This window comes from Streptomyces sp. NPDC087422 (assembly GCF_044744145.1).
Lineage (GTDB): Bacteria > Actinomycetota > Actinomycetes > Streptomycetales > Streptomycetaceae > Actinacidiphila.
Map to the genome: position 1 here is coordinate 929,410 of NZ_JBIUXT010000001.1, position 23,970 is coordinate 953,379.

General features: G+C 72.4%; 19 protein-coding genes and 2 tRNA genes. 5 read left to right on the plus strand and 16 right to left on the minus strand.

Annotated features, from left to right (window positions below; genetic code table 11):
* Positions 1-22: 22 nt before the first annotated feature.
* Positions 23-1,894, minus strand: coding sequence for a translation elongation factor 4 (lepA, locus tag ACIO6U_RS04450; protein WP_355348872.1), 1,872 nt, complete (start codon positions 1,892-1,894; stop codon positions 23-25).
* Positions 1,895-2,145: 251 nt separating this feature from the next.
* Here lepA and rpsT point away from each other — a divergent pair, with 251 nt between their 5' ends.
* Positions 2,146-2,406 carry a 30S ribosomal protein S20 gene (gene rpsT, locus ACIO6U_RS04455; protein ID WP_188280821.1) on the plus strand — a complete coding sequence of 87 codons (261 nt, stop codon included), beginning with the start codon at positions 2,146-2,148 and terminating at the stop codon, positions 2,404-2,406.
* 256 nt (positions 2,407-2,662) lie between these two features.
* Here the strand turns inward: rpsT and holA are convergent, their stop codons facing one another.
* Positions 2,663-3,649: a DNA polymerase III subunit delta gene (gene holA / locus ACIO6U_RS04460; RefSeq protein ID WP_355348876.1), complete on the minus strand. Its 987-nt coding sequence runs from the start codon at positions 3,647-3,649 to the stop codon at positions 2,663-2,665.
* 60 nt (positions 3,650-3,709) lie between these two features.
* On the opposite strand from holA, the gene ACIO6U_RS04465 reads away from it, so the two are divergent.
* Positions 3,710-3,949, plus strand: a complete 240-nt coding sequence (locus tag ACIO6U_RS04465) for a hypothetical protein (protein ID WP_391047534.1) — start codon at positions 3,710-3,712, stop codon at positions 3,947-3,949.
* A gap of 47 nt (positions 3,950-3,996) precedes the next feature.
* On the opposite strand, the gene ACIO6U_RS04470 is transcribed toward ACIO6U_RS04465, so the two are convergent.
* The 10 genes from ACIO6U_RS04470 to ACIO6U_RS04515 form a co-directional block, all read right to left on the minus strand.
* Positions 3,997-5,301 carry an MFS transporter gene (locus ACIO6U_RS04470; protein WP_401715481.1) on the minus strand — a complete coding sequence of 435 codons (1,305 nt, stop codon included), beginning with the start codon at positions 5,299-5,301 and terminating at the stop codon, positions 3,997-3,999.
* Entirely contained in the window at positions 5,298-5,930 is a 633-nt protein-coding gene (locus ACIO6U_RS04475) for a helix-turn-helix domain-containing protein (RefSeq protein WP_391047537.1), read from the minus strand. Before ACIO6U_RS04475 ends, ACIO6U_RS04470 begins: the two co-directional genes overlap by 4 nt.
* A 58-nt stretch (positions 5,931-5,988) precedes the next feature.
* A complete protein-coding gene (locus tag ACIO6U_RS04480) occupies positions 5,989-8,502 on the minus strand; it encodes a ComEC/Rec2 family competence protein (RefSeq protein WP_401715483.1) in 2,514 nt (837 codons plus the stop codon).
* Positions 8,499-9,467 (minus strand): helix-hairpin-helix domain-containing protein, encoded by a 969-nt coding sequence (locus tag ACIO6U_RS04485; RefSeq protein WP_401715485.1) that lies wholly within the window; start codon positions 9,465-9,467, stop codon positions 8,499-8,501. The genes ACIO6U_RS04480 and ACIO6U_RS04485 overlap by 4 nt, the downstream gene beginning before the upstream one ends.
* A 255-nt stretch (positions 9,468-9,722) precedes the next feature.
* Entirely contained in the window at positions 9,723-10,568 is an 846-nt protein-coding gene (locus tag ACIO6U_RS04490; RefSeq protein ID WP_355348894.1) for a DegV family protein, read from the minus strand.
* A gap of 389 nt (positions 10,569-10,957) precedes the next feature.
* Positions 10,958-11,524 carry a hypothetical protein gene (locus ACIO6U_RS04495; protein WP_391047544.1) on the minus strand — a complete coding sequence of 189 codons (567 nt, stop codon included), beginning with the start codon at positions 11,522-11,524 and terminating at the stop codon, positions 10,958-10,960.
* A gap of 161 nt (positions 11,525-11,685) precedes the next feature.
* Complete coding sequence (gene leuS, locus ACIO6U_RS04500) at positions 11,686-14,553, minus strand: leucine--tRNA ligase (protein WP_391047546.1); 2,868 nt, start codon at positions 14,551-14,553, stop codon at positions 11,686-11,688.
* A gap of 364 nt (positions 14,554-14,917) precedes the next feature.
* Positions 14,918-16,885 (minus strand): S53 family peptidase, encoded by a 1,968-nt coding sequence (locus ACIO6U_RS04505; protein ID WP_355348903.1) that lies wholly within the window; start codon positions 16,883-16,885, stop codon positions 14,918-14,920.
* Positions 16,886-17,102: 217 nt separating this feature from the next.
* Positions 17,103-18,890, minus strand: a complete 1,788-nt coding sequence (locus tag ACIO6U_RS04510) for a hypothetical protein (RefSeq protein ID WP_391047549.1) — start codon at positions 18,888-18,890, stop codon at positions 17,103-17,105.
* Between the two features lie 215 nt (positions 18,891-19,105).
* Positions 19,106-19,178 (minus strand) — tRNA-Ala (locus tag ACIO6U_RS04515).
* 133 nt (positions 19,179-19,311) lie between these two features.
* On the opposite strand from ACIO6U_RS04515, the gene ACIO6U_RS04520 reads away from it, so the two are divergent.
* The gene (locus tag ACIO6U_RS04520) at positions 19,312-20,682 is read left to right on the plus strand and encodes a glycosyltransferase 87 family protein (protein WP_391047550.1); all 1,371 of its coding nucleotides are present in this window, start codon (positions 19,312-19,314) and stop codon (positions 20,680-20,682) included.
* An 87-nt stretch (positions 20,683-20,769) separates the two neighbouring features.
* Positions 20,770-21,867, plus strand: a complete 1,098-nt coding sequence (locus tag ACIO6U_RS04525) for an alkene reductase (protein ID WP_391047552.1) — start codon at positions 20,770-20,772, stop codon at positions 21,865-21,867.
* Between the two features lie 110 nt (positions 21,868-21,977).
* Here the strand turns inward: ACIO6U_RS04525 and ACIO6U_RS04530 are convergent, their stop codons facing one another.
* Complete coding sequence (locus tag ACIO6U_RS04530; protein WP_401715489.1) at positions 21,978-22,133, minus strand: hypothetical protein; 156 nt, start codon at positions 22,131-22,133, stop codon at positions 21,978-21,980.
* Positions 22,134-22,197: 64 nt separating this feature from the next.
* On the opposite strand from ACIO6U_RS04530, the gene ACIO6U_RS04535 reads away from it, so the two are divergent.
* A complete protein-coding gene (locus ACIO6U_RS04535; RefSeq protein WP_391047555.1) occupies positions 22,198-22,392 on the plus strand; it encodes a hypothetical protein in 195 nt (64 codons plus the stop codon).
* Between the two features lie 187 nt (positions 22,393-22,579).
* Here ACIO6U_RS04535 and ACIO6U_RS04540 read toward each other — a convergent pair.
* From ACIO6U_RS04540 to rsfS, 3 genes are all read right to left on the minus strand, one after another.
* A tRNA-Ala gene (locus ACIO6U_RS04540) sits at positions 22,580-22,652 on the minus strand.
* 148 nt (positions 22,653-22,800) lie between these two features.
* A complete protein-coding gene (locus ACIO6U_RS04545) occupies positions 22,801-23,454 on the minus strand; it encodes a histidine phosphatase family protein (protein ID WP_401715847.1) in 654 nt (217 codons plus the stop codon).
* Positions 23,451-23,885: a ribosome silencing factor gene (rsfS, locus tag ACIO6U_RS04550; protein ID WP_355348921.1), complete on the minus strand. Its 435-nt coding sequence runs from the start codon at positions 23,883-23,885 to the stop codon at positions 23,451-23,453. Before rsfS ends, ACIO6U_RS04545 begins: the two co-directional genes overlap by 4 nt.
* Positions 23,886-23,970: the final 85 nt, after the last annotated feature.

Here is a 23,970-nt window from a genome sequence, read left to right on the forward strand (position 1 = left end):
CCCCGCCCCTCACCTGCTTCTTCTACTTCTTCGCCTTCGACTCGCCCTCGGAGTCGGTCGACAGGACGGCGATGAACGCCTCCTGCGGCACCTCCACGTTGCCGACCATCTTCATCCGCTTCTTGCCTTCCTTCTGCTTCTCCAGCAGCTTGCGCTTACGCGAGATGTCACCGCCGTAGCACTTGGCCAGCACGTCCTTGCGGATGGCGCGGACGGTCTCGCGGGCGATCACGCGGGCTCCGATGGCGGCCTGGATCGGCACCTCGAAGTTCTGCCGCGGGATCAGCTCGCGCAGCTTGGCCACCAGCCGGACGCCGTACGCGTACGCCTTGTCCTTGTGGGTGATCGCGGAGAAGGCGTCCACCTTGTCGCCGTGCAGCAGGATGTCGACCTTGACCAGGTCGGCGCTCTGCTCGCCGGTGGGCTCGTAGTCGAGCGAGGCGTAGCCGCGGGTCTTGGACTTCAGGTTGTCGAAGAAGTCGAAGACGATCTCGGCCAGCGGCAGGGTGTAGCGGATCTCGACCCGGTCCTCGGAGAGGTAGTCCATGCCGAGCAGCGAGCCGCGCCGGTTCTGGCACAGCTCCATGATCGCGCCGATGAACTCGGTGGGCGCCAGCACCGTCGCCCTGACCACCGGCTCGTAGACCTCGGCGATCTTGCCCTCGGGGAACTCGCTGGGGTTGGTGACCGTGTGCTCGGTGCGGTCCTCCATGACGACGCGGTAGACCACGTTGGGCGCGGTCGCGATCAGGTCGAGGCCGAATTCGCGCTCCAGGCGCTCGCGGATCACGTCGAGGTGCAGCAGGCCGAGGAAGCCGACGCGGAAGCCGAAGCCGAGGGCGGCGGACGTCTCCGGCTCGTAGACCAGCGCCGCGTCGTTGAGCTGGAGCTTGTCCAGCGCCTCGCGCAGCTCGGGGTAGTCCGAGCCGTCCAGCGGGTAGAGGCCGGAGAACACCATGGGCTTGGGGTCCTTGTAGCCGCCCAGCGCCTCGGTCGCGCCGCGGTTCAAGGTGGTGATGGTGTCACCGACCTTGGACTGCCGTACGTCCTTCACACCCGTGATCAGATAGCCGACCTCGCCGACGCCGAGGCCGTCGTGCGGCTTCATCTCGGGCGACGAGACACCGATCTCCAGCAGTTCGTGGGTGGCGCCGGTGGACATCATCTTGATCCGCTCACGCTTGGTGAGCTGGCCGTCGATGACCCGGACGTAGGTGACCACGCCCCGGTAGGAGTCGTAGACCGAGTCGAAGATCATCGCGCGGGCGGGCGCGTCGGCGACGCCGACCGGCGGCGGCACGTCCTGGACCACCCGGTCGAGCAGCGCGTCCACGCCGACGCCGGTCTTCGCCGAGACCTTGAGCACATCGGAGGGGTCGCAGCCGATGAGGTTGGCCAGCTCCTCGGAGAACTTCTCCGGCTGGGCGGCCGGCAGGTCGATCTTGTTCAGCACGGGAACGATCGTCAGGTCGTTCTCCATCGCCAGGTAGAGGTTGGCGAGGGTCTGCGCCTCGATGCCCTGCGCCGCGTCGACCAGCAGGACCGTGCCCTCGCAGGCGGCCAGTGACCGCGAGACCTCGTAGGTGAAGTCGACGTGGCCCGGGGTGTCGATCATGTTCAGGATGTGCGTGCTGCCGGTGCCGTCGCCCGTGGTCGGCGCCCAGGGCAGCCGGACGGCCTGCGACTTGATCGTGATGCCCCGCTCGCGCTCGATGTCCATCCGGTCGAGGTACTGGGCGCGCATCTGGCGTGCGTCGACGACGCCGGTGAGCTGGAGCATCCGGTCGGCGAGGGTGGACTTGCCGTGGTCGATGTGCGCGATGATGCAGAAGTTGCGGATCAACGCCGGGTCGGTACGGCTCGGCTCCGGCACATGGGAAGGGGTCGCGGGCACGCAGGGTCCATTTTCTCGGGTCGGGCGGGCTGGTTGCTCGGGGCGAGCGGGGCTGGCGTAAGGGCTATCGTCCCATGGTTGCGGCACCGGCACCGGTTTGGGCCGTCCTGTGAACGGCTGGTAGCCTGGAGCACTGTGCCTCGTGCCCTCTAACCCGAGGCATCTGCTCGTTTCAGTACCAAGCGGCAAACCCCGAGCAGCACACCCCAAGCAGCAACCCAAGTATCAATCGAACCTGAGAAGGCTCTTTCGTGGCGAACATCAAGTCCCAGATCAAGCGGAACAAGACCAACGAGAAGGCGCGCCTGCGCAACAAGGCCGTCAAGTCCGAGCTGAAGACCGCGATCCGTCGCACCCGCGAGGCCGTGGCCGCCGGTGACGCCGAGAAGGCCACCGAGGCCGCTCGTCTCGCCGCCAAGAAGCTCGACAAGGCCGTCAGCAAGGGCGTCATCCACAAGAACCAGGCCGCCAACAAGAAGTCGGCGCTGGCTCAGTCGGTCTCCGCTCTCTGATCTCCGCTCTTTCGATTCATCGCGGGCAACCGGACCCAGCGGCCCCTCTACCGCCCGGACCCGCACTTCGCACCACCGCGGTCGCGCACGATCTGCGTTCGCCACGCGGGCGCGACCGCACCCAGTGAGAGCACTGACGTGAACCGCCCGTCCGGGAGTCCCGGACGGGCGGTTCTGTTGTACGAGGGCCGCTGTCGGAGGGGTGCTGTCGCTGCACGAGGGGCGCTGCACGAGGGCCGCGCGGTCCGGTCTCCGGTCAGGAGCGGGCGCGGGACGCCTGGGCGATGGTGACGACGGCCTTCTCCAGGGCGTAGGCGGGGTCGGCGCTGCCGCCCTTGACGGCGGCGTCGGCCTCGGCGACGGCCCGCAGGGCGGTCGAGACGCCGTCCGCGGACCAGCCGCGGATCTGCTGCCTGACCCGGTCGATCTTCCAGGGCGGCATGCCGAGGTCCCTGGCGAGCTGGCCGGGGTTGGCGCCGCGCGGCGCGGAGGCGAGCTTGCCGATGGCGCGGACGCCGGAGGCCAGCGCGAAGGTGATGCCGGGCAGCGGCTGGCCGACGGACAGAGCCCAGCGCAGCCGCTCCAGCGCCTCCGCGGTACGGCCGGTGACGGCGAGGTCGGCGACCTCGAAGCCGGTGGCCTCGGCGCGGCCGGTGTAGTAGCGGGCGACCACGGCCGCGTCGATGGTGCCTTCGATGTCGGCGACGAGCTGCGCGCAGGCGCTCGCCAGCTCCCGCAGGTCGCTGCCGATCGAGTCGACCAGGGCCTGGGTGGCCTCGGGCGTCGCGGAGCGGCCCAGCGTACGGAACTCGCCGCGCACGAACGCCAGCCGGTCCGCGGGCTTCGTCATCTTCGGGCAGGCCACCTCGCGCGCCCCGGCCTTGCGCGCCGCGTCCAGCAGCGCCTTGCCCTTGGCGCCGCCCGCGTGCAGCAGGACCAGCGTGATCTCCTCGACGGGCGCGGCCAGATACGCCTTGACGTCCTTGACCGTGTCCGCCGACAGGTCCTGCGCGTTGCGCACCACCACGACCTTGCGCTCGGCGAACAGCGACGGGCTGGTCAGCTCCGCCAGCGTGCCCGGCTGGAGCGCCTCGGGGGCCAGGTCCCGCACATCGGTGTCCGCGTCGGCCGCGCGGGCCGCCATGACGACCTCGCGCACGGCGCGGTCGAGCAGCAGGTCCTCCTGGCCCACGGCGAGCGTGAGCGGAGCGAGCGGGTCGTCTGAAGCAGTCTTCCTGGCCATCGCCGCCCAGCATCCCACGGGGGTCGGACATCGCCGCACCGCGTCGGGGACACTGGTGCGGTGAGCGACGTACGACATGTGCTGGTGCTGCCCGACCGCGACGCCGCGGAGGAGGTCGCCGAGCTGCTGACCGCGCGCTTCGCCCTGCGCGAGGAGCCGCACCTGGTCCGGGACGCCCTCGCGGGCGAGGACGACGCCGAGGACGCCCAGTGGCTGGTGGTCGTCGAGGACAGCGACGCCCGTCTCGACACGTCGGCGCTGGACGCGCTGGCCGCGCAGTTCGAGGGCTGGCTGGAGTAGCGGGGCGGGGTACGCGGGGCGGCCTGCGCGGGGCGGCGTGCGCGGGCCTACGTCGCTGCCGCCGCCTTCCGATCCGCCGCCGCTTCCGTCTCCGCTTGCGCTTCCGCCGCCGGGTCGGGCTCCTCGTCGGGGAGTTCGCGTATGCGCGGTATCGGCGAGGGCAGCAGCCACAGCACGCTGAGCAGGCCGCCGACGGTGGCGATCCACAGCGTCGGGCGCAGTCCGATCGCGCTGCCGAGGGTGCCGCCGACGAGCGCGCCGAGCGGGCGGACACCGTAGTTGACGGTGCGGAAGGCGCCGCTGACCCGTGAGCGCAGGGCGTCGGGTATGACGGCGCTCTGCAAGGAGCCGCTGGCGATGTCGAGCAGCATCAGGCCGAAGCCGGAGGCGAATTCAGCGGCGAAGAAGGCGGCGAGCAGCATCGGTGTCGGCCCGGTCGCCAACGGGATCAGGATCAGCGGCGCGGGGAACCCTATGAATCCCAGGACCAGGGTCGGCCCGACCCCGATCGACCGGGCGATCCGTCCGGTGAGCACCGCGCCGATCACGCTGCCGACCGCACCGGCCCCGATGGCCATGCCCAACAGCCCCGCGTTCAGGCCGAGCTGTTCGACGGCGTAGAGGATCACCAGGGTGTGGAAGACGAAGTTGAAGAAGTTCACTGTCGCAGCCGCCGCCGCGAGCGGGCGCAGCACGCGGGAGCGGACGATGAAGCGCAGCCCCGCCGTGAAGTGCCCTTTGCGCGGCGGCGCGGCCGGTGGTTCCACCGGGTCTATCCGCGCGAGCAGCACGGCCGAGACCAGATACGAGCAGGCGTCGGCGAGCAGCGCGAGCGGTGCGGCGAGCACCTGCACGAGCAGGCCGCCGACACTGGGGCCCGCCACGAACGAGAAGGCCCGGCTGCCGCTGGTCAGCGAATTGCCCCGCACATACTCCTCGGGGCGCACCAGCGACACGAACAGCGTGGCGTTGCAGACGTCGAAGACGACGGCGAGCGTGCCGACGGCGAAGGCGACCGCGTAGAGCTGCGCCAGGGTGAGCACCCCGAGGGCGTAACCCACCGGGAGCGAGACCATCAGGGCCGCCCTCAGCAGGTCGACGGCGATCATGGTCTGCCTGCGGCGACCGCGTCGGTCGGCCCAGGCCCCGGCCGGGAGCGAGAACAGCAGCGCAGGCAGCAGACCCGCCATCGACAGCCAGCCCATCTGAGCCGCGTCGGCGTGCAGCACGAGGACGGCGGCGAGCGGAATGGCCAAAAAGGTGATCTGGTCACCGAGCAGCGAGACGGTCTGGCCCGTCCAGTACCGCCGGAAGGGGCGCTGCCTGAGCAGTTCCGGCACCACGGCGCTCACCTCTCCTCGGGGTCGGGTTCCGGAGGGCGGCCGTCCTCGGGGTGCTCGGGGTGCTCGGGGTCGACGTAGCCAATCTGGAGGTAGGGCACCCGCCGGGCGCCCTCGGGGCGGCGGGCCGGGTCGTTGATCCGCTCGGCGTACCGGGCCAGGAGCGCGTCGATCTCCTCGCCGAGCGCGGTCAGTTCGTCGGGCGTCACATACAGGGACGTGTCCGTGAAGCGCTCGGCCTCCTGCCATTTCCGGGGCAGTGCGCCGCGCGTCTCGATGGCCCGCGTCATCCGGTGGAAGTAGTTCTCGGCGACGGCTACCGTCAGCGCCTCGGCCGCCGACGCGACCGCCGTGTCCTCGGAGTAGCCGGGCCAACTCGTGAACTCGGCCGTCGCCCGCCACGGCTTCTCCCGCCCGGGTCCTGGCGGTGCCTCCTCCACCAGGCCGTATTTGGCGAGTATCCGCAGGTGGTACGAGCAACTGGCGACGGATTCGCCGGTCAGCTCCGCCGCCCGCGTCGCCGTGAACGGCCCCTCGCGGCGGAGCAGCCCGACGAGCGACATCCGCGTGGGGTGCGCGTAGGCGCGCAGGGCGCGCGGGTCGGTGAGCTGGACCTTGGACTCCATCGGCTTGTCCTCCATGTATCTAAAGCTATCTTTAGAAAGCTTCCCTTACAAGCACTCCTTTACAAAGAATCCTTTACATCCCTGCCCCCTTCCCGGCCACGGTCGTCCGCAGCTCCCCCCGCCCGTCCTCGGCCACCGCGATCGACCCGTCGGTGTCCGTCCGCAGCACCACCGCCCCCAGCGCCCGCAGCGCCGCGACCGTCCGGGCCGCCGGATGACCGTAGGGGTTGTCCGCGCCGACCGAGATCACCGCGAGCCGCGGCCGCACCCGGTCGAACAGCTCCTTGTCCTGATACGCCGAACCGTGGTGCGCCACCTTCAGGACATCGACCCGCGGCAGATCCGGCGCCTGCGCCAACAGCCGCTCCTGCGCGGCCGGTTCCAGGTCGCCCATCAGCAGCAGCGTCAGACCGCCGGTGCGGACCAGCAGCGCCACACTGGCGTCGTTCGGCCCGTTGTCGGGCAGCGCCGCCGCACTGGGCGGCGGCCACAGCACCCGCCACTCCAGCGGGCCGAGACCGCGCCGCTCCCCCGCCGCCGCGAGCACCATCGGCACCCCGGCCGCCGCCGCTTCCCACCGTACGGCCCCGGCCTGCCGCGGCGGCTCGCCCAGCACCGTCGTCTCGATCGCGCCCACCCTGCGGCCCCGCAGCACCCCCGGCAGACCGTCCACGTGGTCGGCGTGGAAGTGCGTCAGGATCAGCAGCGGCACGGAGGTGACGCGCAGGTCGCGCAGGCAGCGGTCGACCTTGTCCGGCTCCGGCCCCGCGTCCACCACGACCGCCGCTCCCGGACCCGCCGACAGCGCCAGGGCGTCGCCCTGCCCGACGTCGCACATCGCGAACCGCCAGCCGCCCGGCGGCCAGCCCGCCACGAACCTCGGCAGCTCCACCGGCCGCACCAGCGCGAGCAGCAGCAGGAACGCGCATACCACGCACAGCCACGGCCTGCGCCGCAGCACCCGGCCGCCGACCACGACGGCCGCCGTCAGCACCGCCAGCAGCGCCGCGCCCGCCCAGCCGCCCGGCCAGGCGACCTCGGCGCCCGGCAGCGCCGCGCCGTGCCGGGCCACCGCCGCGATCCAGCCGGTCGGCCAGCCCGCGAGCCACGCCAGCGCGCGGGCGGCGGGCAACGCGACCGGGGCGAGCGCCAGTGCCCCGAACCCGAGGACCGTGGCCGGACCCACCGCCGGTTCCGCCAGCAGATTGCACGGCACCGCGACCAGGCTGAGGCGAGCCGACAGCAGCACGATCACCGGGCCGCACACCGCCTGCGCGGCCCCCGCCGCCGCCAGCGCCTCCGCCAGCCTCGGCGGCACCCCCCTGGCCCGTAACGCCTCGCTCCAGCGGGGCGCCAGCGTCAACAGCGCGCCCGTGGCGAGCACCGACAGCGCGAAGCCGTAGGAGCGGGCCAGCTCCGGCTCGTACAGCACCAGCAGCAGCACCGCCGCGGCCAGCGCCGGGAGCAGGGACCGGCGGCGGCCGGTGCCGATGGCCAGCAGCGTGATCAGCCCGCAGGCGGCGGCCCGCAACACGCTCGGGTCCGGGCGGCAGACCAGCACGAATCCGAGCGTCAGGCCCGTGCCGAGCAGCGCCGTCAGCCGGAGCGGCAGCCCCAAGGAGGCGGCCAGGCCGCGTCGTTCGGCCCTGATCGCCACACCCGGCGGTCCGATCAGCAGGATCAGGACGATCGTGAGGTTGCCTCCGGAGACGGCCGTGAGGTGGGTGAGGTCGGTGGCCCGGAAGGCGGCCTTCAGGTCGGGTGTGAGGCCCGTGGTGTCGCCCACGACCAGCCCCGGCAGCAGCGCTCGGGCGTCCGCGGGCAGTGGGCGGCTCGCCTCCCGCAGGCCCGCGCGGAGTCGGCCCGCGACGCGCTGCGGCAGGCTCGGCGGTGCCAGGACGCGCGGCGGTCCCTGCGCCTTGAGCAGGGCGGCGGCCCTGTCCCCCGGCCGGTCCGCCGGGGCCAGCCGGGCCGTGACCGCGATCGTCGTGGACGGCAGCAGCTTCAGCCACCGCCCGATGTCCCCCTCGGCCAGCACCACCACCGGCGTCCGGACGCGCGTGCCGCCGACCCGTAACGCCTCTCCCCCGACGACGGCCGTCCGTGGCGCCTGTGCGGCTCCCCGGACCCGTGGGCGGGCCTCCGTCGGGTCGCCTGTCACCCGCAGCTCGACCTCCGCCACCGCCCCGCGCTCGGCCATCCCCGCCACCGGCCCCCGATACCGGTCCGCCTCCCCGAGCACGGCCGCGCCCGCCCCCACCGCCCCGCACAGCACCACCACCGCCAGCGCCGCCCCCAACTCCCGCCGTCCGCCGCCCCTCACGCCTGCCGCCACCAACAGCGCCGCGCCCGCGAGGAGCGCCGCCAGCACCACCCCGGTCCCGACGCGCGTCCCCAGCCCCGGCCCGACCGCCGCCCCGCCCCACGCCGCGACCGCGGGGCACACCAACCGCCAGTCCGGCGGCCCCTCCTGCCGTGGGTTCGCGGCCCCGAGCCGCGAAGCCGCCGCCGCGTGCACAGCGGCCCGCTCGCTCGCCGCGGGTCCAGCGCCCTCCGGGTCGTCGCTGCCGGGCACGGGCCGGGTCATGGGTGGACCAGGGGCTTGAGGGTGGTGAATTTGCGGTCACCGATGCCGGGGACTTGGCGCAGTTGGTCGACGGAGGTGAAGGAGCCGTGCTGGGTGCGGAAGTCGAGGATGTGCTGGGCGAGGACGGGGCCGACGCCGGGCAGGGCGTCGAGTTGGGCGGCGGTGGCGGAGTTGAGGCTGACCGGGGAGGCGGGGGCGGCGGCTGCGGGGTCGCCGGGATCGGCCGGGGCACCGGGGGCCGGGGCGATGCCGACCAGGATCTGTTCGCCGTCGGTGAGGGGGCGGGCGAGGTTGAGGGTGCTGGTGTCCGTGCCGGGGAGGGCGCCGCCGGCGGCAGAGAGGGCGTCGGCGACGCGCGAGCCGGAAGGAAGCCGCCGTAGCCCCGGCTTGGCGACCTTGCCCGCGATGTCCACGGTGAGTTTCGGCGCGGGGGTGGTCGTGGCCGCCGACGCCATGGCCGAGGCGCCCACGGCCGTTAGCGGCCTCCCCGACGACGACAGCGGCGGCGGCACCGCGATCGTCCGGGGGCGGCCCGCCACGAAGTGCTGCACCGCGAGGCCACCCGCGATGACCAGTACGGCCACCAACGCCAGCACCGTCTTGAACTCCAGCCCGCAGCGGACGAAGAGCCAGGTGCGCAGGCGTCGTACCGGACCGGTCGGTTCCTCGGCCACCGCGGGCCGCTCAGACAGAGGCAGCGGCAGCGGCAGCGGCTCAGGCGAGGGCTTGGCCGAGAGCGCAGGCGTGGACTCAGGCGAGGGCTCAGGCGTGGACTCAGGCGTGGACTCAGGCGACGGCCCCGACCGTTCCGGTGGTTCCGACCGCGCCCCCGGCGGCCCTTCCCGCGCGCCGCGCTCCACCGCCGTACCGAACAGCGCGGCGGCGCGTTCGCGCACCTCGGCCGGGTCGGGGCCGGACTTTCGTTGCGGACGGATGGCGGTGCGGATCGGTTCCAGAGAGTTCATGGGTCCGATGCTGGACCCGATCACCGCCGAAAGATGATCTTGGTCTGAATCTGTGGACAACTCGGCGATTGTGGATAACTCCGTCACCCGTGAGGGTGATTCAGACCCCCGGCCGACGGCCCCGCCGACCGCTCACACCGCGCGCATCGCGCAGGCCGCGCACCTCGCAGGCCGCGCACACCGCTCACACCGCTCACACCGCGCAGGTCGCCCACGCCGCCGAAGCCCCATGCCCCCAACGGGCCCCCACCCCGCTCAGTGCGGCGAGATGACGACCCCGAGCAGCCCCGGCCCGGTGTGCGCGCCGATCACCGCGCCCACCTCGCTGACCACCAGGTCGTCGAGGCCCGGCACCCGCTCCCGCAGCCGGTCCGCGAGGGCCGCCGCGCGGTCGGCGGAGGCGAGGTGGTGGACGGCGAGGGTCACCCGGCGGGTGCCCGCCTGCTCGACGACGATCTCCTCCAGCCGGGTGATCGCCTTGGAGGCCGTCCTGACCTTCTCCATCAGCTCGATCCGGCCGTCGACGAGGCGCAGCAGCGGCTTCACGGCGAGAGCGGAACCGAACAGCGCCTGGGCGGCGCCGATCCGGCCGCCCCGGCGCAGATAGTCGAGCGTGTCGACGTAGAAGTACGCGGAGGTGGCGTCGGCCCGCTTCTCGGCGGCGGCGACGATGTCGTCCGGGGTGCCGCCCGCTTCCGCCGTCTCGGCCGCCGCGAGGACGGTGAAGCCGAGCGCCATCGCGACCATTCCGGTGTCGACCACCCGCACCGGTACCGCCGCCTCCTTCGCCGCGAGCAGCGCCGCGTCGTAGGTGCCGGAGAACTCGCCGGACAGGTGGAGCGAGACGATCGCCTCCGCGCCCGCGTCGGCGACGGCCTCATAGACGGCGGCGAATTCGGCCGGGGACGGGCGGGAGGTGGTGACCGGATGGCGCCGCTGGAGGGCTCGTGCCACGGCGGGGGCGGAGATTTCGGTGCCCTCTTCGAGGGCTTCGTCGCCGATGACCACGGTGAGCGGCACGACGGAGATGTTGTGCCGGCGCACGGCCTCGGGGTGGAGGTAGGCCGTGGAATCCGTGACGATGGCGACATGCGGGGACATGACGGGGAGGTTACCGGTGCGCAGGTCGGGGCGGTACTCGGGCCCTCGCTGCCGGGCGGGCCGGTCTCCCCCGGCTGCCGCCGGGAAGTGCCCCACAAACGCCTGACGGGCTGATGGTTCGCTTCTGGCGCCCCGCCCCAGCCCCGGGGCCCGCCCGCACACGCCGGACGGGCTGACACGTCGCCTCTGGCACCCCGCCAGGCTCGGGCTTCGGCCGCACACGCCGAACGGGCCGCATTCGGCTTCTGGCGGCCCGCCAAAGGCTCACCCCTGGCGGCCCTCCGAGGGCTCACGCCTGGCGGCCCTCCGAGGGCTCACGCCTGCCACAACCGCCAACGGCTCACCCCTCACACCCCGCCAGGCTCACCCCTCGCACCCCGCCAAAGGGCCTACTCCGCAGTCGGGCTCAGCTTCGGCGGAGCCGCCGGCTCCCAGTGGCGGAGGGCGGCCGATTCGATGTCGATCTGGTGGCGGAGGGCGGTGAGGTCGTCGGAGGCGAACTGGTGGGCGCGGTCCTGGGCGGCCCAGCGCAGGGAGTCCGCGGAGTGGGTGATGCGGTGGGCGCGGGTGGAGAGGTCGGGGAGGAGCGCGGCGAGGCGGGCGCGGTCGGGCTCGCGCTCCAGGAGGGCCAGCTCGCGGTCGAGGGTGCGGGCGTGGTCGTTGAGGCGGGCCATGAGACCGGCGGCCTCCGTCAGCGACGGGTCGTGTTCGAGGGCGCGGAAGGTGCTGTCGATGGCGGTGCGCAGGTCGAGACGGAGCTGCGCGACCTGGCCCGCGGGGCCGGTGGTGGTGTAGCGGCGGGCCTTGAGCTGGGTGTCCTCGATGGCGCGGCGCGCCTGGGCCGAGGCGCGGGCGACACCGCGGCGCGCGGCGCGCACGGTCTTGACGGTGGCCACGACCCCGAGCGTGACGAAGGCGAGGAAGAGCACCAGGACGACGAAGCCTGCGATTTCCACGGGCGCTCTCCTCCAACCTCGAACGGCGGACACTCCACCATCCACCGTAGACGTCTCCACCGTAAACGGGAGGGGCAGGCCGCGGGATCCGGCCGATCCCCCAACCTGCCCCTTAAGGGTCGCGCTCCGCGAGGCGGCGCCCCTGCGAAGAAGCCGCGGCCTCACACCACGATGTTGACCAGCTTCGGCGCCCGCACGATCACCTTGCGCACCGCCGCACCGCCCAGCGCCGCGACGACGGCCGGGTCGGCCAGCGCCCGGGCCTCCAGCTCGGTGTCGGAAATGGTCGGAGGAACCTCCAACCGTGCCCTGACCTTGCCCTTGATCTGGACGACGCACACGACGGCCTCGTCCTGCGCCAGGGCGGGGTCGGCGACCGGGAAGGGCTCGTGCACCAGGGAGGAGGTGTGGCCCAGCCTGCTCCACAGCTCCTCGGCGATGTGCGGCGCCAGGGGCGCGATCAGCAGCACCAGGGGCTCGGCGATGGCGCGCGGCACGGGGCCGCCCGTCTTCGTCAGGTGGTTGTTCAGTTCGGTGATCTTGGCGATGGCGGTGTTGAAGCGCAGGCCCGCCATGTCGCCGGTGACACCGTCGATCGCCTTGTGCAGCGCGCGCAGCGTGGCCTCGTCGGGCTCGGCCTCGGAGACGGTCACCGCGCCGGTGGCCTCGTCCACGACATTGCGCCACAGGCGCTGCAACAGCCGGTACTGGCCGACGACCGCGCGGGTGTCCCAGGGGCGGGAGACGTCCAGCGGGCCCATCGCCATCTCGTACAGGCGCAGGGTGTCGGCGCCGTATTCGGCGCAGATCTCGTCGGGCGTCACGGCGTTCTTCAGGGACTTGCCCATCTTGCCCAGCACACGGCTGACGGGCTCGCCCTGGTAGAACCAGCCGCCGTCCCGCTCCTCGACCTCGACAGCGGGCACCGCGATGCCGCGCGCGTCACGGTAGACGAACGCCTGGATCATGCCCTGGTTGAACAGCCGGTGGAACGGCTCCACGGACGAGACGTGGCCCAGGTCGTGCAGCACCTTGTGCCAGAAACGGGCGTACAGCAGGTGCAGCACCGCGTGCTCGGCGCCGCCGACGTACAGGTCGACGCCGCCCGCGGGCTGCCCCTCGCGCGGGCCCATCCAGTACTGCTCGATGGCCGGGTCGACCAGCCGCTCGCTGTTGTGCGGGTCCAGGTAGCGCAGCTCGTACCAGCAGGAACCGGCCCAGTTGGGCATGGTGTTGGTCTCGCGGCGGTACGTGCGGACGCCGTCGCCCAGGTCCAGCTCGACCGTCACCCAGTCCTCGTTGCGCGACAGCGGCGGCTCCGGGGAGGTGTCCGCGTCGTCGGGGTCGAAGGTGCGGGGGCTGTAGTCGTCGACCTCGGGCAGGGCGACGGGCAGCATCGAGTCGGGCAGCGCGTGCACGACGCCGTCCTCGTCGTAGACGACGGGGAAGGGCTCGCCCCAGTAGCGCTGACGGCTGAACAGCCAGTCGCGCAGCCGGTAGTTGACGGTGCCCTCGCCGATGCCGCGCTCGGCCAGCCAGGCGGTGATCACGGCCTTCGCCTCGACCACGCCCAGGCCGTCCAGGGACACCCCGGACCCGGCCGAGTTGACGATCGTCGCGTCGTACGACCCGAAGGCGTCGTCCCACTGGGCAGGGTCGGTGCCGCGGCCGTCGGTGGGGGCCACGACACAGCGCATCGGCAGTTCGAAGGCGCGGGCGAAGGCGAAGTCGCGGGCGTCGTGGGCGGGCACGGCCATGATGGCGCCGGTGCCGTAGCCCATCAGCACGTAGTCCGCGATGAAGACGGGGACATTTTCACCGCTGACGGGGTTTACGGCGAAGGCGCCGGTAAAGACGCCGGTCTTCTCCTTGGCGTCGGCCTGCCGCTCCACGTCGGACTTCGAGGAGGCGAATTTGCGGTAGGCGGCGACGGCCTCCGCGGGCGTGGCGTGGCCGCCGGTCCACACCTGGTGGGTGCCCTCGGGCCAGGCGTCGGGGACGATCGCGTCCACCAGGTCGTGCTCGGGGGCCAGCACCATATAGGTGGCGCCGAACAGCGTGTCCTGACGGGTGGTGAAGACCGTGATCGGGCGGTCGGCGCCGGCCACGGGGAAGTCGACGCGCGCGCCTTCGCTGCGCCCGATCCAGTTGCGCTGCTGCTGCTTGATGGCCTCGGGCCAGTCCAGCAGGTCCAGGTCGTCCAGCAGCCGGTCGGCGTACGCGGTGATGCGCATCATCCACTGGCGCAGATTGGCCTTGAAGACGGGGAAGTTGCCGCGCTCGGAACGGCCGTCGGCGGTGACCTCCTCATTGGCCAGCACGGTGCCCAGTCCGGGGCACCAGTTGACCGGCGACTGGGCGACGTACGCCAGCCGGTGGCCGTCCAGGACACCGGCGCGCTCGGCGACGGTCAGCTCCGCCCACGCGCGGCCGTCGGGGGTCGCGCGGACGCCGCCCTCGTACTGCTCGACCAGCTCGCTGATCGGGCGGGCGCGGGCGGCCTCCTCGTCGTACCAGGAGTTGAAGATCCGCAGGAAGATCCACTGGGTCCAGCGGTAGTACTCGGGGTCGATCGTGGCGAAGGAGCGGCGCTTGTCGTGGCCCAGGCCCAGCCGCCGCAGTTGCGCCGTCATCGTGACGATGTTGGCCTCGGTGGTGACCCGCGGGTGGGTGCCGGTCTGTACGGCGTACTGCTCGGCGGGCAGGCCGAAGGCGTCGAAGCCCAGGGTGTGCAGCACATTGTGGCCGGTCATCCGCTGGTGGCGGGCGTAGACGTCGGTCGCGATGTAGCCCAGCGGGTGGCCGACGTGCAGTCCCGCACCCGAGGGGTACGGGAACATGTCCATGATGAATTTCTTGGGGCGCGCGGCCGTCTCGGGGTCGCCGTCCAGGTCGCCGCTGGGGTTCGGCGCCTCGTAGGTGCCGTGGGCCTGCCAGAAGTCCTGCCAGCGGCCCTCGATGTCCGCGGCCAGTTCGGCCGTGTAGCGGTGGGGCGCAGCCGTCTCGGCGGCCGGGGTGATCTCGCTCATCGTCCTCGGTACTCCATCGATGTCTTGACGGCTGCGGCCCGGAAGCCTGCTGCCCGTCGCTGCCTGCGGAAACAAAAAAGCCCCTCGCGCAGGAGGGGTGCCGCACTGACGGGGTTCTCGGTCAGCGCGGCTCGCTAAGCAGGAGGCTCACAGCTCGCATGGCATCAGGTTACCGCAGCGGGGGCGGGGCCCGCACCGAGGATCGCTCCCCGGTACGGGCCCCGCTTCACCGCGTCCGAAACGCTTCCGAAGCGCGTCCGCACGCCTCGGATCCGCGCCGGATCGGCGTAGAACCATGTCCGAAACGCGGAGGCGCGTCGGACCAGAACCGCGTCACACCGTTCTCAGAACCGCGTCACACCGTTCAGTGCTTGCCGTTCTTCTTCGGCGGCAGGTACGACTTCACGTAGTCGGCACCCGGGGTGCCGACGCCGGTGACATCGTCGTAGCCGACCGTGGCGTGCAGCGACGCGTCCGCACCGAGGGTACGGAGCGAGGTGATCGTGCCGTCCGAGGCGTCGAAGGCGTTCGCGAAGTCGACACGCACGACGGCGAGACCCTGGCCCTGGCCCAGCGGGTGGTCGGTCACGTCGTGGTACGCGGACGTGCCGTACTTGTTGTAGATGAGCGGGTTGGCGAAGCCGATCGCGATGCCGTTACGGGCCTGCTGCGACAGCGCCTGGACGCCCGCGATCACCGGCGCGGCGAGCGAGGTGCCGCCGATCCGGTACTCGCTGTACTGGAGCGACCCGTCGGGGAAGGTCTGGGTCTGACCGACGAGGAAGCCGGTGTTCGGGTCGGCGACCGCGGCGATGTCGGGCTCGACACGCTGCTTGACGGTGCCGCCGTTGGCGAGCGCCAGCGAGTCGGGGACGACGCCGCGCTGGTAGTACGGCTGCGCGTACAGCTTGCTGGTGCCGCCGCCCGCGCCCGAGGTGTACGGGCCGGGGAAGCCCACCCAGGACTTGCCGTCGGCCGACAGCGGGGCGCGCTCGGTGCCCCAGCCGGTCTCCCACTTGTACTTGTCGTTCTTGCCGACCGCCAGCGAGGTGCCGCCGACGGAGGTGGCCCAGTCGGAGTTTCCGGGGGTGTCGGCCTGCTTCACACCGGTGGAGGCGACGTTGTCGCCGTTGTCACCGGAGGAGAAGTAGAAGCCGATGCCCTCGACAGCGCCCTGCTGGAAGACCTGGTCGTAGGCCGCGGCCACGTCCGGGGTCTCGTTGGCCTCGACGTCGCCCCACGAGTTGGAGACGATGTCGGCCAGGTGGCCGTCCACGACCTTGTTGAGCGTGTCGAGGAAGTCGTCGTCGTAGCAGGAGGCCGCGCCGAGGTAGACGATGTTCGCGTCGGGGGCGACCGCGTGCACGGCCTCGACGTCGAGCGTCTCCTCGCCGTACCAGCCGGACGCGCCGCACTCGTCGGTGTTGGTGAACTCGCTCGGCAGGACCTGCGAGAGCTGGCCCTTCTTGTACTTCTGGTCGCCGTTGCGCTTGGCGTACTGCGAGGCGTCGGCGGCGATGGTCGGCGAGGCGTACGCGTCGGTGATGGCCACCGTCACGCCCTTGCCGGTGTACTTGCCGGCGCCGTACGCGGCACGGAGCTGCTCACCGGTGTAGCCCTTGATCGCGTAAGGCGCCTTGGTGCCGTACGCGTTGGGGAGCTTGTTGTTGGTGTTCGAGCCGAAGTACGTGGAGAAGGGTCCGGCGTTCTTGAAGACCGCGTCCGGAGGCGGCAGCGTGTCGTCGTGGCTGGACTTCTTGGGTGCGTTGTCCAGGCCGGTGACGGTCAGCACCGCGCCCTTGAGCGAGGCGGGCGCGGACGCCGTGGTCGCCGGGGCGTGGTAAGTGTGGCCCGCCTTGGAGTAGTTGTGGAGCTGGGTGCCGAAAGCCTTCTCCGCGGCGGCCACGTCACCGGTCACGGCGATGTAGTGCTGGGAGGTCGCGGTCACCTTCAGGCCGGAGGACTTCAGCCAGTCGGTGACCTCGGCTATCTGGGCCTTCGTCGCACCGTAGCGCGACTGGGTCTGCGCGGTGGTCAGATAGTGACCGTAGTCAGCCGAGTTCGGATCCGAGACGGACTTGGCGTAGGCCGCGAGGCCCTTCGCGTCCCGTCCGGCCAGATAGACGCGGACGGACACCTTGCCGGTGTTCGCGGTCGCGCCCTTGTCTGCCTGGGTGGTGGCCCACTGCGGCTTGGTGCCGGAGAGGAGTTGGCGTCCGCTGGGCTGGTCGGCCGTGGCGGACTGGGTGCCAAGCGCGAGCGCGCCGGCGACCAGGGGCAGCGCGGCGGCCGCCACCAGTCCCACACGCGTTCTCTTGCGCTCAAATCTCATGAAACCCCCATGCGAAGCGAGTTGTCGCGAAGTGCGGTGTCGCCGCTATCCGTACGGCTCGTACCGCAGAGCGACACTCTTTCGCTGATCGGTTCATGTCAGGGGCATGGTTTTCCCAAGAGCGGGTCAAGGAACGGTAGCCACCGCCCGTCGTGCGTATGGCCGTTCAGGTCCCGTGCCCGATCGGGCGCGGGGCCCGTCGGGGCCGCCCGCCCGGTCAGGCGGGGTGCTCGTCCAGCTTCTGGAACAGCCGGTGGAAGCGCAAGGTCGATCCCGCGGGAACGTCGGGAAGTTCACGCGACCGCAATCGCCAGGCGGCCACGACCGCGGCCGTCAACTCCGTACGGCAGGTGTCGCGGTCCATCTCCGGCACGCCCTGACTCTTGGCGTAGGAGCGGTACATGACCATGTCCCGCTCGGTACGCGGGCTGACCGGCCAGCCGCGCAGCAGCGTCTCGACCGCGCGCACCCCGCGCGCGAACCGCTCGTCCACGGTGCGCGCGGCCAGCGCCTTGAACCCCGGTACGAAACCGGCCATCCGCCACTCGACGTCCCGCTCGTCGCGCAGCGGATCGGCCCACGCCAGATCGGCCAGCGACACCGCGGTGAGCCAGCAGGCGATCTCGGGACGGCCGGACTTGCCCTCCGCGATCGACCACTCGTAGAAGAACCGCCGGGCCGCCTCACGGGAGTTGACCATCGTACGGATCCGGCCGACATGCTCCTGCGCGACCGCCGTCAGCTCGTCGTTCATGGCGTTGTGCCGCAGCACCACGACGAGGTTGACCACCCGGCGCAGGTCGTCGGGCTCCTCCTCCACGGCCGCGCGGGCGGAGCCGATCGCGTACTCGGGCGAGCTGCTCAGCTTCTGCGACATGTACCGGAACTCCTTGGCGTCCAGGCCGCTTCCGGGCCGGGTCGCCACGCGGATGCCGACGCGGGTCAGGCGCGCGTAGATGTCCTTCATGTCGACGCCGAGGCTGCGGGCGACGCGCAGCGCCGACTCGGCGACCGCGCGGTGCCTGACGAGCAGCCGGTCGCCCGCGCGGGCCGCCGCCGCCTCCTCGCCGAGCGGGATGACGATCTCCTCCTCGACCCGGCTCACGTCGATGTTGAGCGCCTCGGCGAGCAGCCGCGGCGACATCTCCCGCACATTGATGCCGTGCAGGGCGGCGATCATGAAGAAGGCGTACGCGAGCGTGCGGCCGTTGCTCAACGGGTAGTGGACCAGGCGTCCGAGCATCTGCTGCACATGGCCGTCCAGCCGGTCGCCGACGCGGACCCGGAGCATGCCGCCGAGCAGCGCGCCGTCCTCCAGGCTGGCCTCCTCGCCGCGGACCGCCGCGAGCAGCGCCGCCACGCGGTCCTCGACCTGGTTGTACGAGGCGAGCTGGCCGAGCGCCTGCGACCGCGTCCACGCCTCGACGATCTCCCGCGCGTCCACGCCGTCCTTGCCGAGGCCGCGCAGGGCGATCCGCTTCGGCGTGACGTTCAGCGTGTTCCACGGCAGCGAGTCGGCCCTGACGGCCCGCCAGTCGGTGTCCCGCGCGGCCAGCAGGAAGTGCAGGTCCGAGCGGCCCTCAAGCCGCCGCAGGACGTCGAAGCAGCCGGTCGCGATCTTCTCCGCGTCGTCCGAGACGAAGAGCGTGTTGCGGTCCGGGTCCAGCTCCGCGATCCACTTCAGGTCCAGGGTGTCGCCGGAGTCCCGCCAGTACACCCGCCAGTCCTCGTGGCTGCTCGCGAGATCGACGGCGACCTGCCGGATCAGCGTCGACTTGCCCTCGCCGCTGGGGCCCACCACCAGGTGCACGGTGCTCGCCGAGCCGCGCTCGTACAGCAGATTCCCGGTGATACGCGAGACCGCCTCGCGGCGCGGCACGTCCGCCAGCACCGTCTCCCAGGTCGGCAGGGCACCGTCGAAGTAGCGGACCAGACTCTCCCGCGAGGCCTCGCGCCGACCGGCGAGGAACTCACGGTCGATCAACTGCCAGTCCAGCTGGTCCAAGAGGTCTCTCCCCCGTCGCTTCCGCCCTGTGCGCCCAGGGTAGTTGACCAGCCGTCAGGCCGGTCGGGTGACGGATTCCGCGGCCGGCCAGAGCAGACCGGGCCCGCGGCCGGTCCGAAGCCGCGCCCCGCGGGGGCCGCAGAAGCCGGCCGCCGCGCAACGGAAAAGAGCGAGATCCGTCCGCCATCTGCGGACAGGTCTCGCTCTCTCACTCGTGGAGCTACGGGGAATTGAACCCCGGACCTCTTGCATGCCATGCAAGCGCTCTACCAACTGAGCTACAGCCCCGCGTGGTGTCGGGCGGTGGGCCCGGCGACTCGGGATACATTACACGGCCGCGGGCCGGGACCGCCAACTCGTTTCCGGCCGGTGGCGGGCCTCCGACCTCGGAGTTCTGTGACGGCGGGAGGAGCGTGGTGGCGTGGGCGCGGTACGGCGGCGGGCGGCGGTGACCGCGGCCGGGGTCGGCTGCCTCGCGTCCTTCGCCGGATTCTGGACGGCGCAGCGCGGCGCGCACGTGTCGATGATCGACCTCATGGTGTACCGGGCCGAGGGCCTGACGGTACGCGGCGGCGGTGACCTGTACGCGATGCGGGCGACGTACGCGCGGCTGCCGACGACGTATCCGCCGTTCGCCGCGCTGCTGTTCGTGCCGCTGACGTGGCTGCGGCCCGGAGCGATGCGGACGGCGGCGACGGCCGGGAATCTGCTGCTGCTGGTGGCGCTGGTCGCGCTGTCGCTGCGGCTGGCCGGCCGTCCGGTACGCGCGCCGCGGGCCGCGGTGGTGCTCGCCGTGGCCGCGGCGGCGGTGTGGTGCGAGCCGGTGTGGACGACCCTGCGCTACGGGCAGGTCAATCTGCTGCTCGCGGTGCTGGTGCTGTGGGACCTGACCCGCCCTGCCGCGCACCGCTGGGCGGGGGCCGGGATCGGGATCGCCGCCGGGATCAAGCTGACGCCCGCGCTCTTCGCCGTCTTCCTGGCCGTGGCGGGGGCGGCGGCGCTGCGCCGGGAGGGAAGCGGCGCGCCCTATGTGCGGCGCGCGCTGGTGGCGGGCGGCACCTTCGCCGGTACGGTCGCGGTCGCGGCGCTCGCGCTGCCGTACGACTCGCGGCGGTTCTGGACGGGGGTGGTGCTCGCGCCGGACCGGGTCGGCTTCGGCGAGGACACCGCCAATCAGTCGCTGCGCGGGGTGGTCGCCCGGTTCCAGCACACCGGGGACCCGGGGACGGTCTGGCTGGCGGGCGCCGCCGTGGCGGGTCTGGCCGGGCTCGCGGTGGCCGTCGCGGCGCTGCTGGCCGGGGACCGGCTGCCGTACGGGCCCGCGTGGGCGGCGGTGGCCTGCGCCATGACGGCGCTGCTGGTCAGTCCGGTGTCGTGGTCGCACCACTGGGTGTGGGCGGTGCCGATACTGGTGCTGCTCGGCTCCGAGGCGCTGCGCCGCGGGGACTGGCGGTGGGCGGCCGGGACGGCCGCGGCCTGCGGTCTCTTCTGCTCCTTCGCGCTGTGGGCGGTGCCGCACGGCCCCGGACGGCTGGAGCTGCGGCAGAGCGGCCCGCAGATACTGCTGTCGGCCGGTTATCCGCTGGCGGCCGTGGCGTTCCTGGCGCTGGCGGGCACGCTGGCCGTCCGCGCGCTGTACACCATGCCCTCCAGGCGCGTGTCAACCGCCGAAAGCCGTCGTCCGGCGCCGATTCCGGAGGCGGCTCCCGACCCCGCGCCGCCCCTGGTCACGGCGCCCGCCCCCGCTCCGGCCGCCCCGGCCGCCCCGGCCGCTCCGGCCGGAAGTTCATGAATCCTCAACATTTCCGGGGCGGATCCGCGGTTACGGTGGCTTTCGGCCGACTACGAGCCCCGCCGCCGGACGAGCCTGGAGACCGCTTTGACCACCGCGTTCGACCCCCTCGACCTCGGCGGTGTGCGGCTGCCGAACCGTATCGTCATGGCACCGATGACCCGCAGCAGGGCGTACGGTCCCGGACTCGCCCCGACCGACGCCGCCGTGCGCTACTACGCGCAGCGCGCCTCCGCCGGGCTGATCGTCACCGAGGGCGCCCAGCCCTCCCCCGTCGGCCAGGGCTATCCCGACACTCCCGGTCTGCACAGCGACGAGCAGATCGCCGCCTGGCGCCGGGTCACCGACGCCGTGCACGCGGCGGGCGGCCGGATCTTCGCGCAGCTCATGCACACCGGCCGGATCGGCCACCCCTCCCTGCTGCCCGACGGCCTCATACCGGTCGGCGCCTCGGCCGTCGCCGCCCAGGGCACGGTCTACACGCGGGACGGGCCGAAGGAGTTCGTCGTCCCCGAGGAGCTGACCGAGGACGGCATCCGGCAGACCGTGGCCGACCACGCCGCCGCGGCCCGCAACGCGATCACGGCGGGCTTCGACGGTGTCGAGGTGCACGCGGCCAACGGCTATCTCGCGCACCAGTTCCTCGCGCCCAACTCCAATGTCCGCACCGACGACTGGGGCGGCTCCCCCGAGCGCCGGATACGGTTCGCGGTCGAGCTGGTCACGGCGGTGGCCGGGGCGATCGGCGCCGACCGTACGGGCCTGCGCGTCTCGCCCGGCAATCCGCTCGGCGACCTCCACGAGCCGGAGCCGGGACCGACGTATGTCGCGCTGGTCCAGGCGATCGAAGCGGTCGGCCCCGCGTATCTGCACCTCATCGAGAACGACGACCGGGCGCTCACCCTGGAGCTGCGCAAACGCTTCTCCGGCGCCCTCATCCTCAACGCCCGTACGGTCGGCCGCCCTTCGGGCCCGGAGGAGCTGGCGCTGATCGAGGACGGCACCGCCGACATGCTCTCGTACGGCGCCCTCTTCCTCGCCAACCCCGACTTGCCGCGCAGGCTCCGCGCGGGCGGACCGTTCAACACCCCGGACCGGGCCACGTATTACGGCGGCGACGAGCGCGGCTACACCGACTACCCGTTCCTGGACGCGGAGGACGCGGAGGCCGCGCAGGACGCGTAGGACGCACCGGCACAGGCCCTCCGCGCCTCAGGCCCGGCGCCGCCCGCTCCGCCGCCACTCGACCCCGACCACGGCGCCGACCGACGACACCGCCGCCATGGCCGCCGACGTCACGGCGTAGGCGTGGGCCCGAGGACGAGCGGCACGGTGAGCAGCGTCACCGCGGCGCCGAGCACGACCAGGCCCGGCAGGTCGAGACCGCGCCGCACCGCGCCCGCCGCCCCCGGGGTCCCGGCGGCCGCGGCCGCGCCGGGCAGGCGGGTCAAGGTCTTCCGGCACCACGCTGTCGGCACCGTCAATCTGTCGTCCAGCTAGCTGAGCATCGACGGCATGGCCGAGCACCGCATCGTCGTCTACACCCCGCTCGGCGCGCAGGACACCCGCCGGATCGAACGCCTGCGGGCCATCCCCGACCCGGTCGTCGGCTGCCCCGAGCACGGCCGCCCGCTCTCCGAGATCCTGCGCGAGAAGGCCGAGCAGGCCACGCGGGAGGGCCGGAACGGAGAGATCCCGCTCCCCCGGTGAGGGAACGGGACCTTCGTACGTCGCGTGTGGACCCTGTTCCCGGGTACTCCCGCCTCGGCGTCCGGCCCGGCCGACCTCACGGGGCTCCAGGTGGCGAAGCCCCAGCGGCGCGAGGCGCAGCCGGGCAGAAACGACAGAGGGCGGGGTGACTCGCGTTATCCGCGAGCACACTCCGCCCTCGACCTTGTGGAGCTACGGGGAATTGAACCCCGGACCTCTTGCATGCCATGCAAGCGCTCTACCAACTGAGCTACAGCCCCGCGTCAGCGCGGGTTTCCCCGGCGACGAGAAGAAGCATAGCCGGTGAGCGCGCCGGAAACGAAATCCGCTGCACCGCCGCGCGCGGACGCGTCCCGGACCCGGTCGAGGGCCGTCCGGAGGCCGCCGCGAGCACGGTCCGGCGCGCGCTCAGGTGTCGTCGCCGAGGACCGGCTCCGGCAGGGTGCCCGCGTTGTGCTCAAGCAGCCGCCAGCCGCGGGCGCCCTCGCCGAGGACGGACCAGCAGCAGTTCGTCAGGCCGCCGAGCGACTCCCAGCTCGTGGACTCCAGGCCGAGCAGCCGTCCGATGGTGGTGCGGATGGTGCCGCCGTGGCTGACGACGACGAGGACGCCGTCGTCGGCGAGCTTGTCGGCGGCGGTCAGCACCACGGGGGCGGCCCGGTCGGCGACCTCGGTCTCCAGCTCGCCGCCGCCGCGCCGCACCGGCTCGCCGCGCTTCCAGGCCGCGTACTGCTCGCCGTAGCGCTCGACGATCTCGGTGTGGGTCAGGCCCTGCCAGGCTCCGGCGAAGGTCTCGCGCAGGCCCTCGTAGTGCGTGACCGGCAGGTGGGTCACCGCGGCAAGCTCCGCGGCGGTGCCCGCGGCCCGGCGCAGGTCGGAGGCGATGATCGCGTCCGGCCGCAGCGCCGCGAGCAGCCGGGCGGCGCGGCGCGCCTGCGCGATGCCCTCGGCGGTCAGCTCGATGTCGGTGTTGCCCTGGAAGCGCTGTTCGAGATTCCAGGCCGTCTGGCCGTGCCGCCAGAGCACGATCCGGCGGCCACGGCCGCCCTTGTTCCCGTTCAGTTCAGGTCTCCCTCGTCCTGCGCCTCCTGCGCCTGGGCGTGCTCGGCGCCCTTGCCGCGGGTCGCGACCGCGTCCTGCGGCAGCTCGATCTCCGGGCAGTCCTTCCACAGCCGCTCCAGGGCGTAGAAGACCCGCTCCTCTGAGTGCTGCACGTGCACCACGATGTCGATGTAGTCGAGCAGCACCCAGCGGCCGTCCCGCTCGCCCTCGCGCCGTACCGGCTTGGCGTCCAGCTCCTTGGCCAGGGTCTCCTCGATGCCGTCGACGATGGCCTTGACCTGTCGGTCGTTGGGCGCGGAGGCCACCAGGAAGGTGTCGGTGATGGAGAGGACGTCGCTGACGTCGTAGGCGATGATGTCGTGCGCGAGCTTGTCGGCCGCGGCCTGGGCGGCGGTACGGGTCAGCTCGATGGAACGGTCCGTGGCGGTCACTGAGGAGACTTTCGGGTCGGGGGCTGGTCACCCAAGGGTCTCACGACCCTCGGACAGCCCCCGACCCCTTTTCGATCACCGCGCG

Bases quoted from the DNA above. Each gene is read 5' to 3' on its own strand.
- holA (WP_355348876.1), bottom strand. From the start codon at position 3,649: ATGGCCAGGAAGACTGCTTCAGACGACCCGCTCGCTCCGCTCACGCTC.
- ACIO6U_RS04475 (WP_391047537.1), bottom strand. From the start codon at position 5,930: ATGGAGGACAAGCCGATGGAGTCCAAGGTCCAGCTCACCGACCCGCGC.
- ACIO6U_RS04480 (WP_401715483.1), bottom strand. From the start codon at position 8,502: ATGACCCGGCCCGTGCCCGGCAGCGACGACCCGGAGGGCGCTGGACCC.
- ACIO6U_RS04485 (WP_401715485.1), bottom strand. From the start codon at position 9,467: ATGAACTCTCTGGAACCGATCCGCACCGCCATCCGTCCGCAACGAAAG.
- ACIO6U_RS04490 (WP_355348894.1), bottom strand. From the start codon at position 10,568: ATGTCCCCGCATGTCGCCATCGTCACGGATTCCACGGCCTACCTCCAC.
- leuS (WP_391047546.1), bottom strand. From the start codon at position 14,553: ATGAGCGAGATCACCCCGGCCGCCGAGACGGCTGCGCCCCACCGCTAC.
- ACIO6U_RS04505 (WP_355348903.1), bottom strand. From the start codon at position 16,885: ATGAGATTTGAGCGCAAGAGAACGCGTGTGGGACTGGTGGCGGCCGCC.
- ACIO6U_RS04535 (WP_391047555.1), top strand. From the start codon at position 22,198: ATGGCCGAGCACCGCATCGTCGTCTACACCCCGCTCGGCGCGCAGGAC.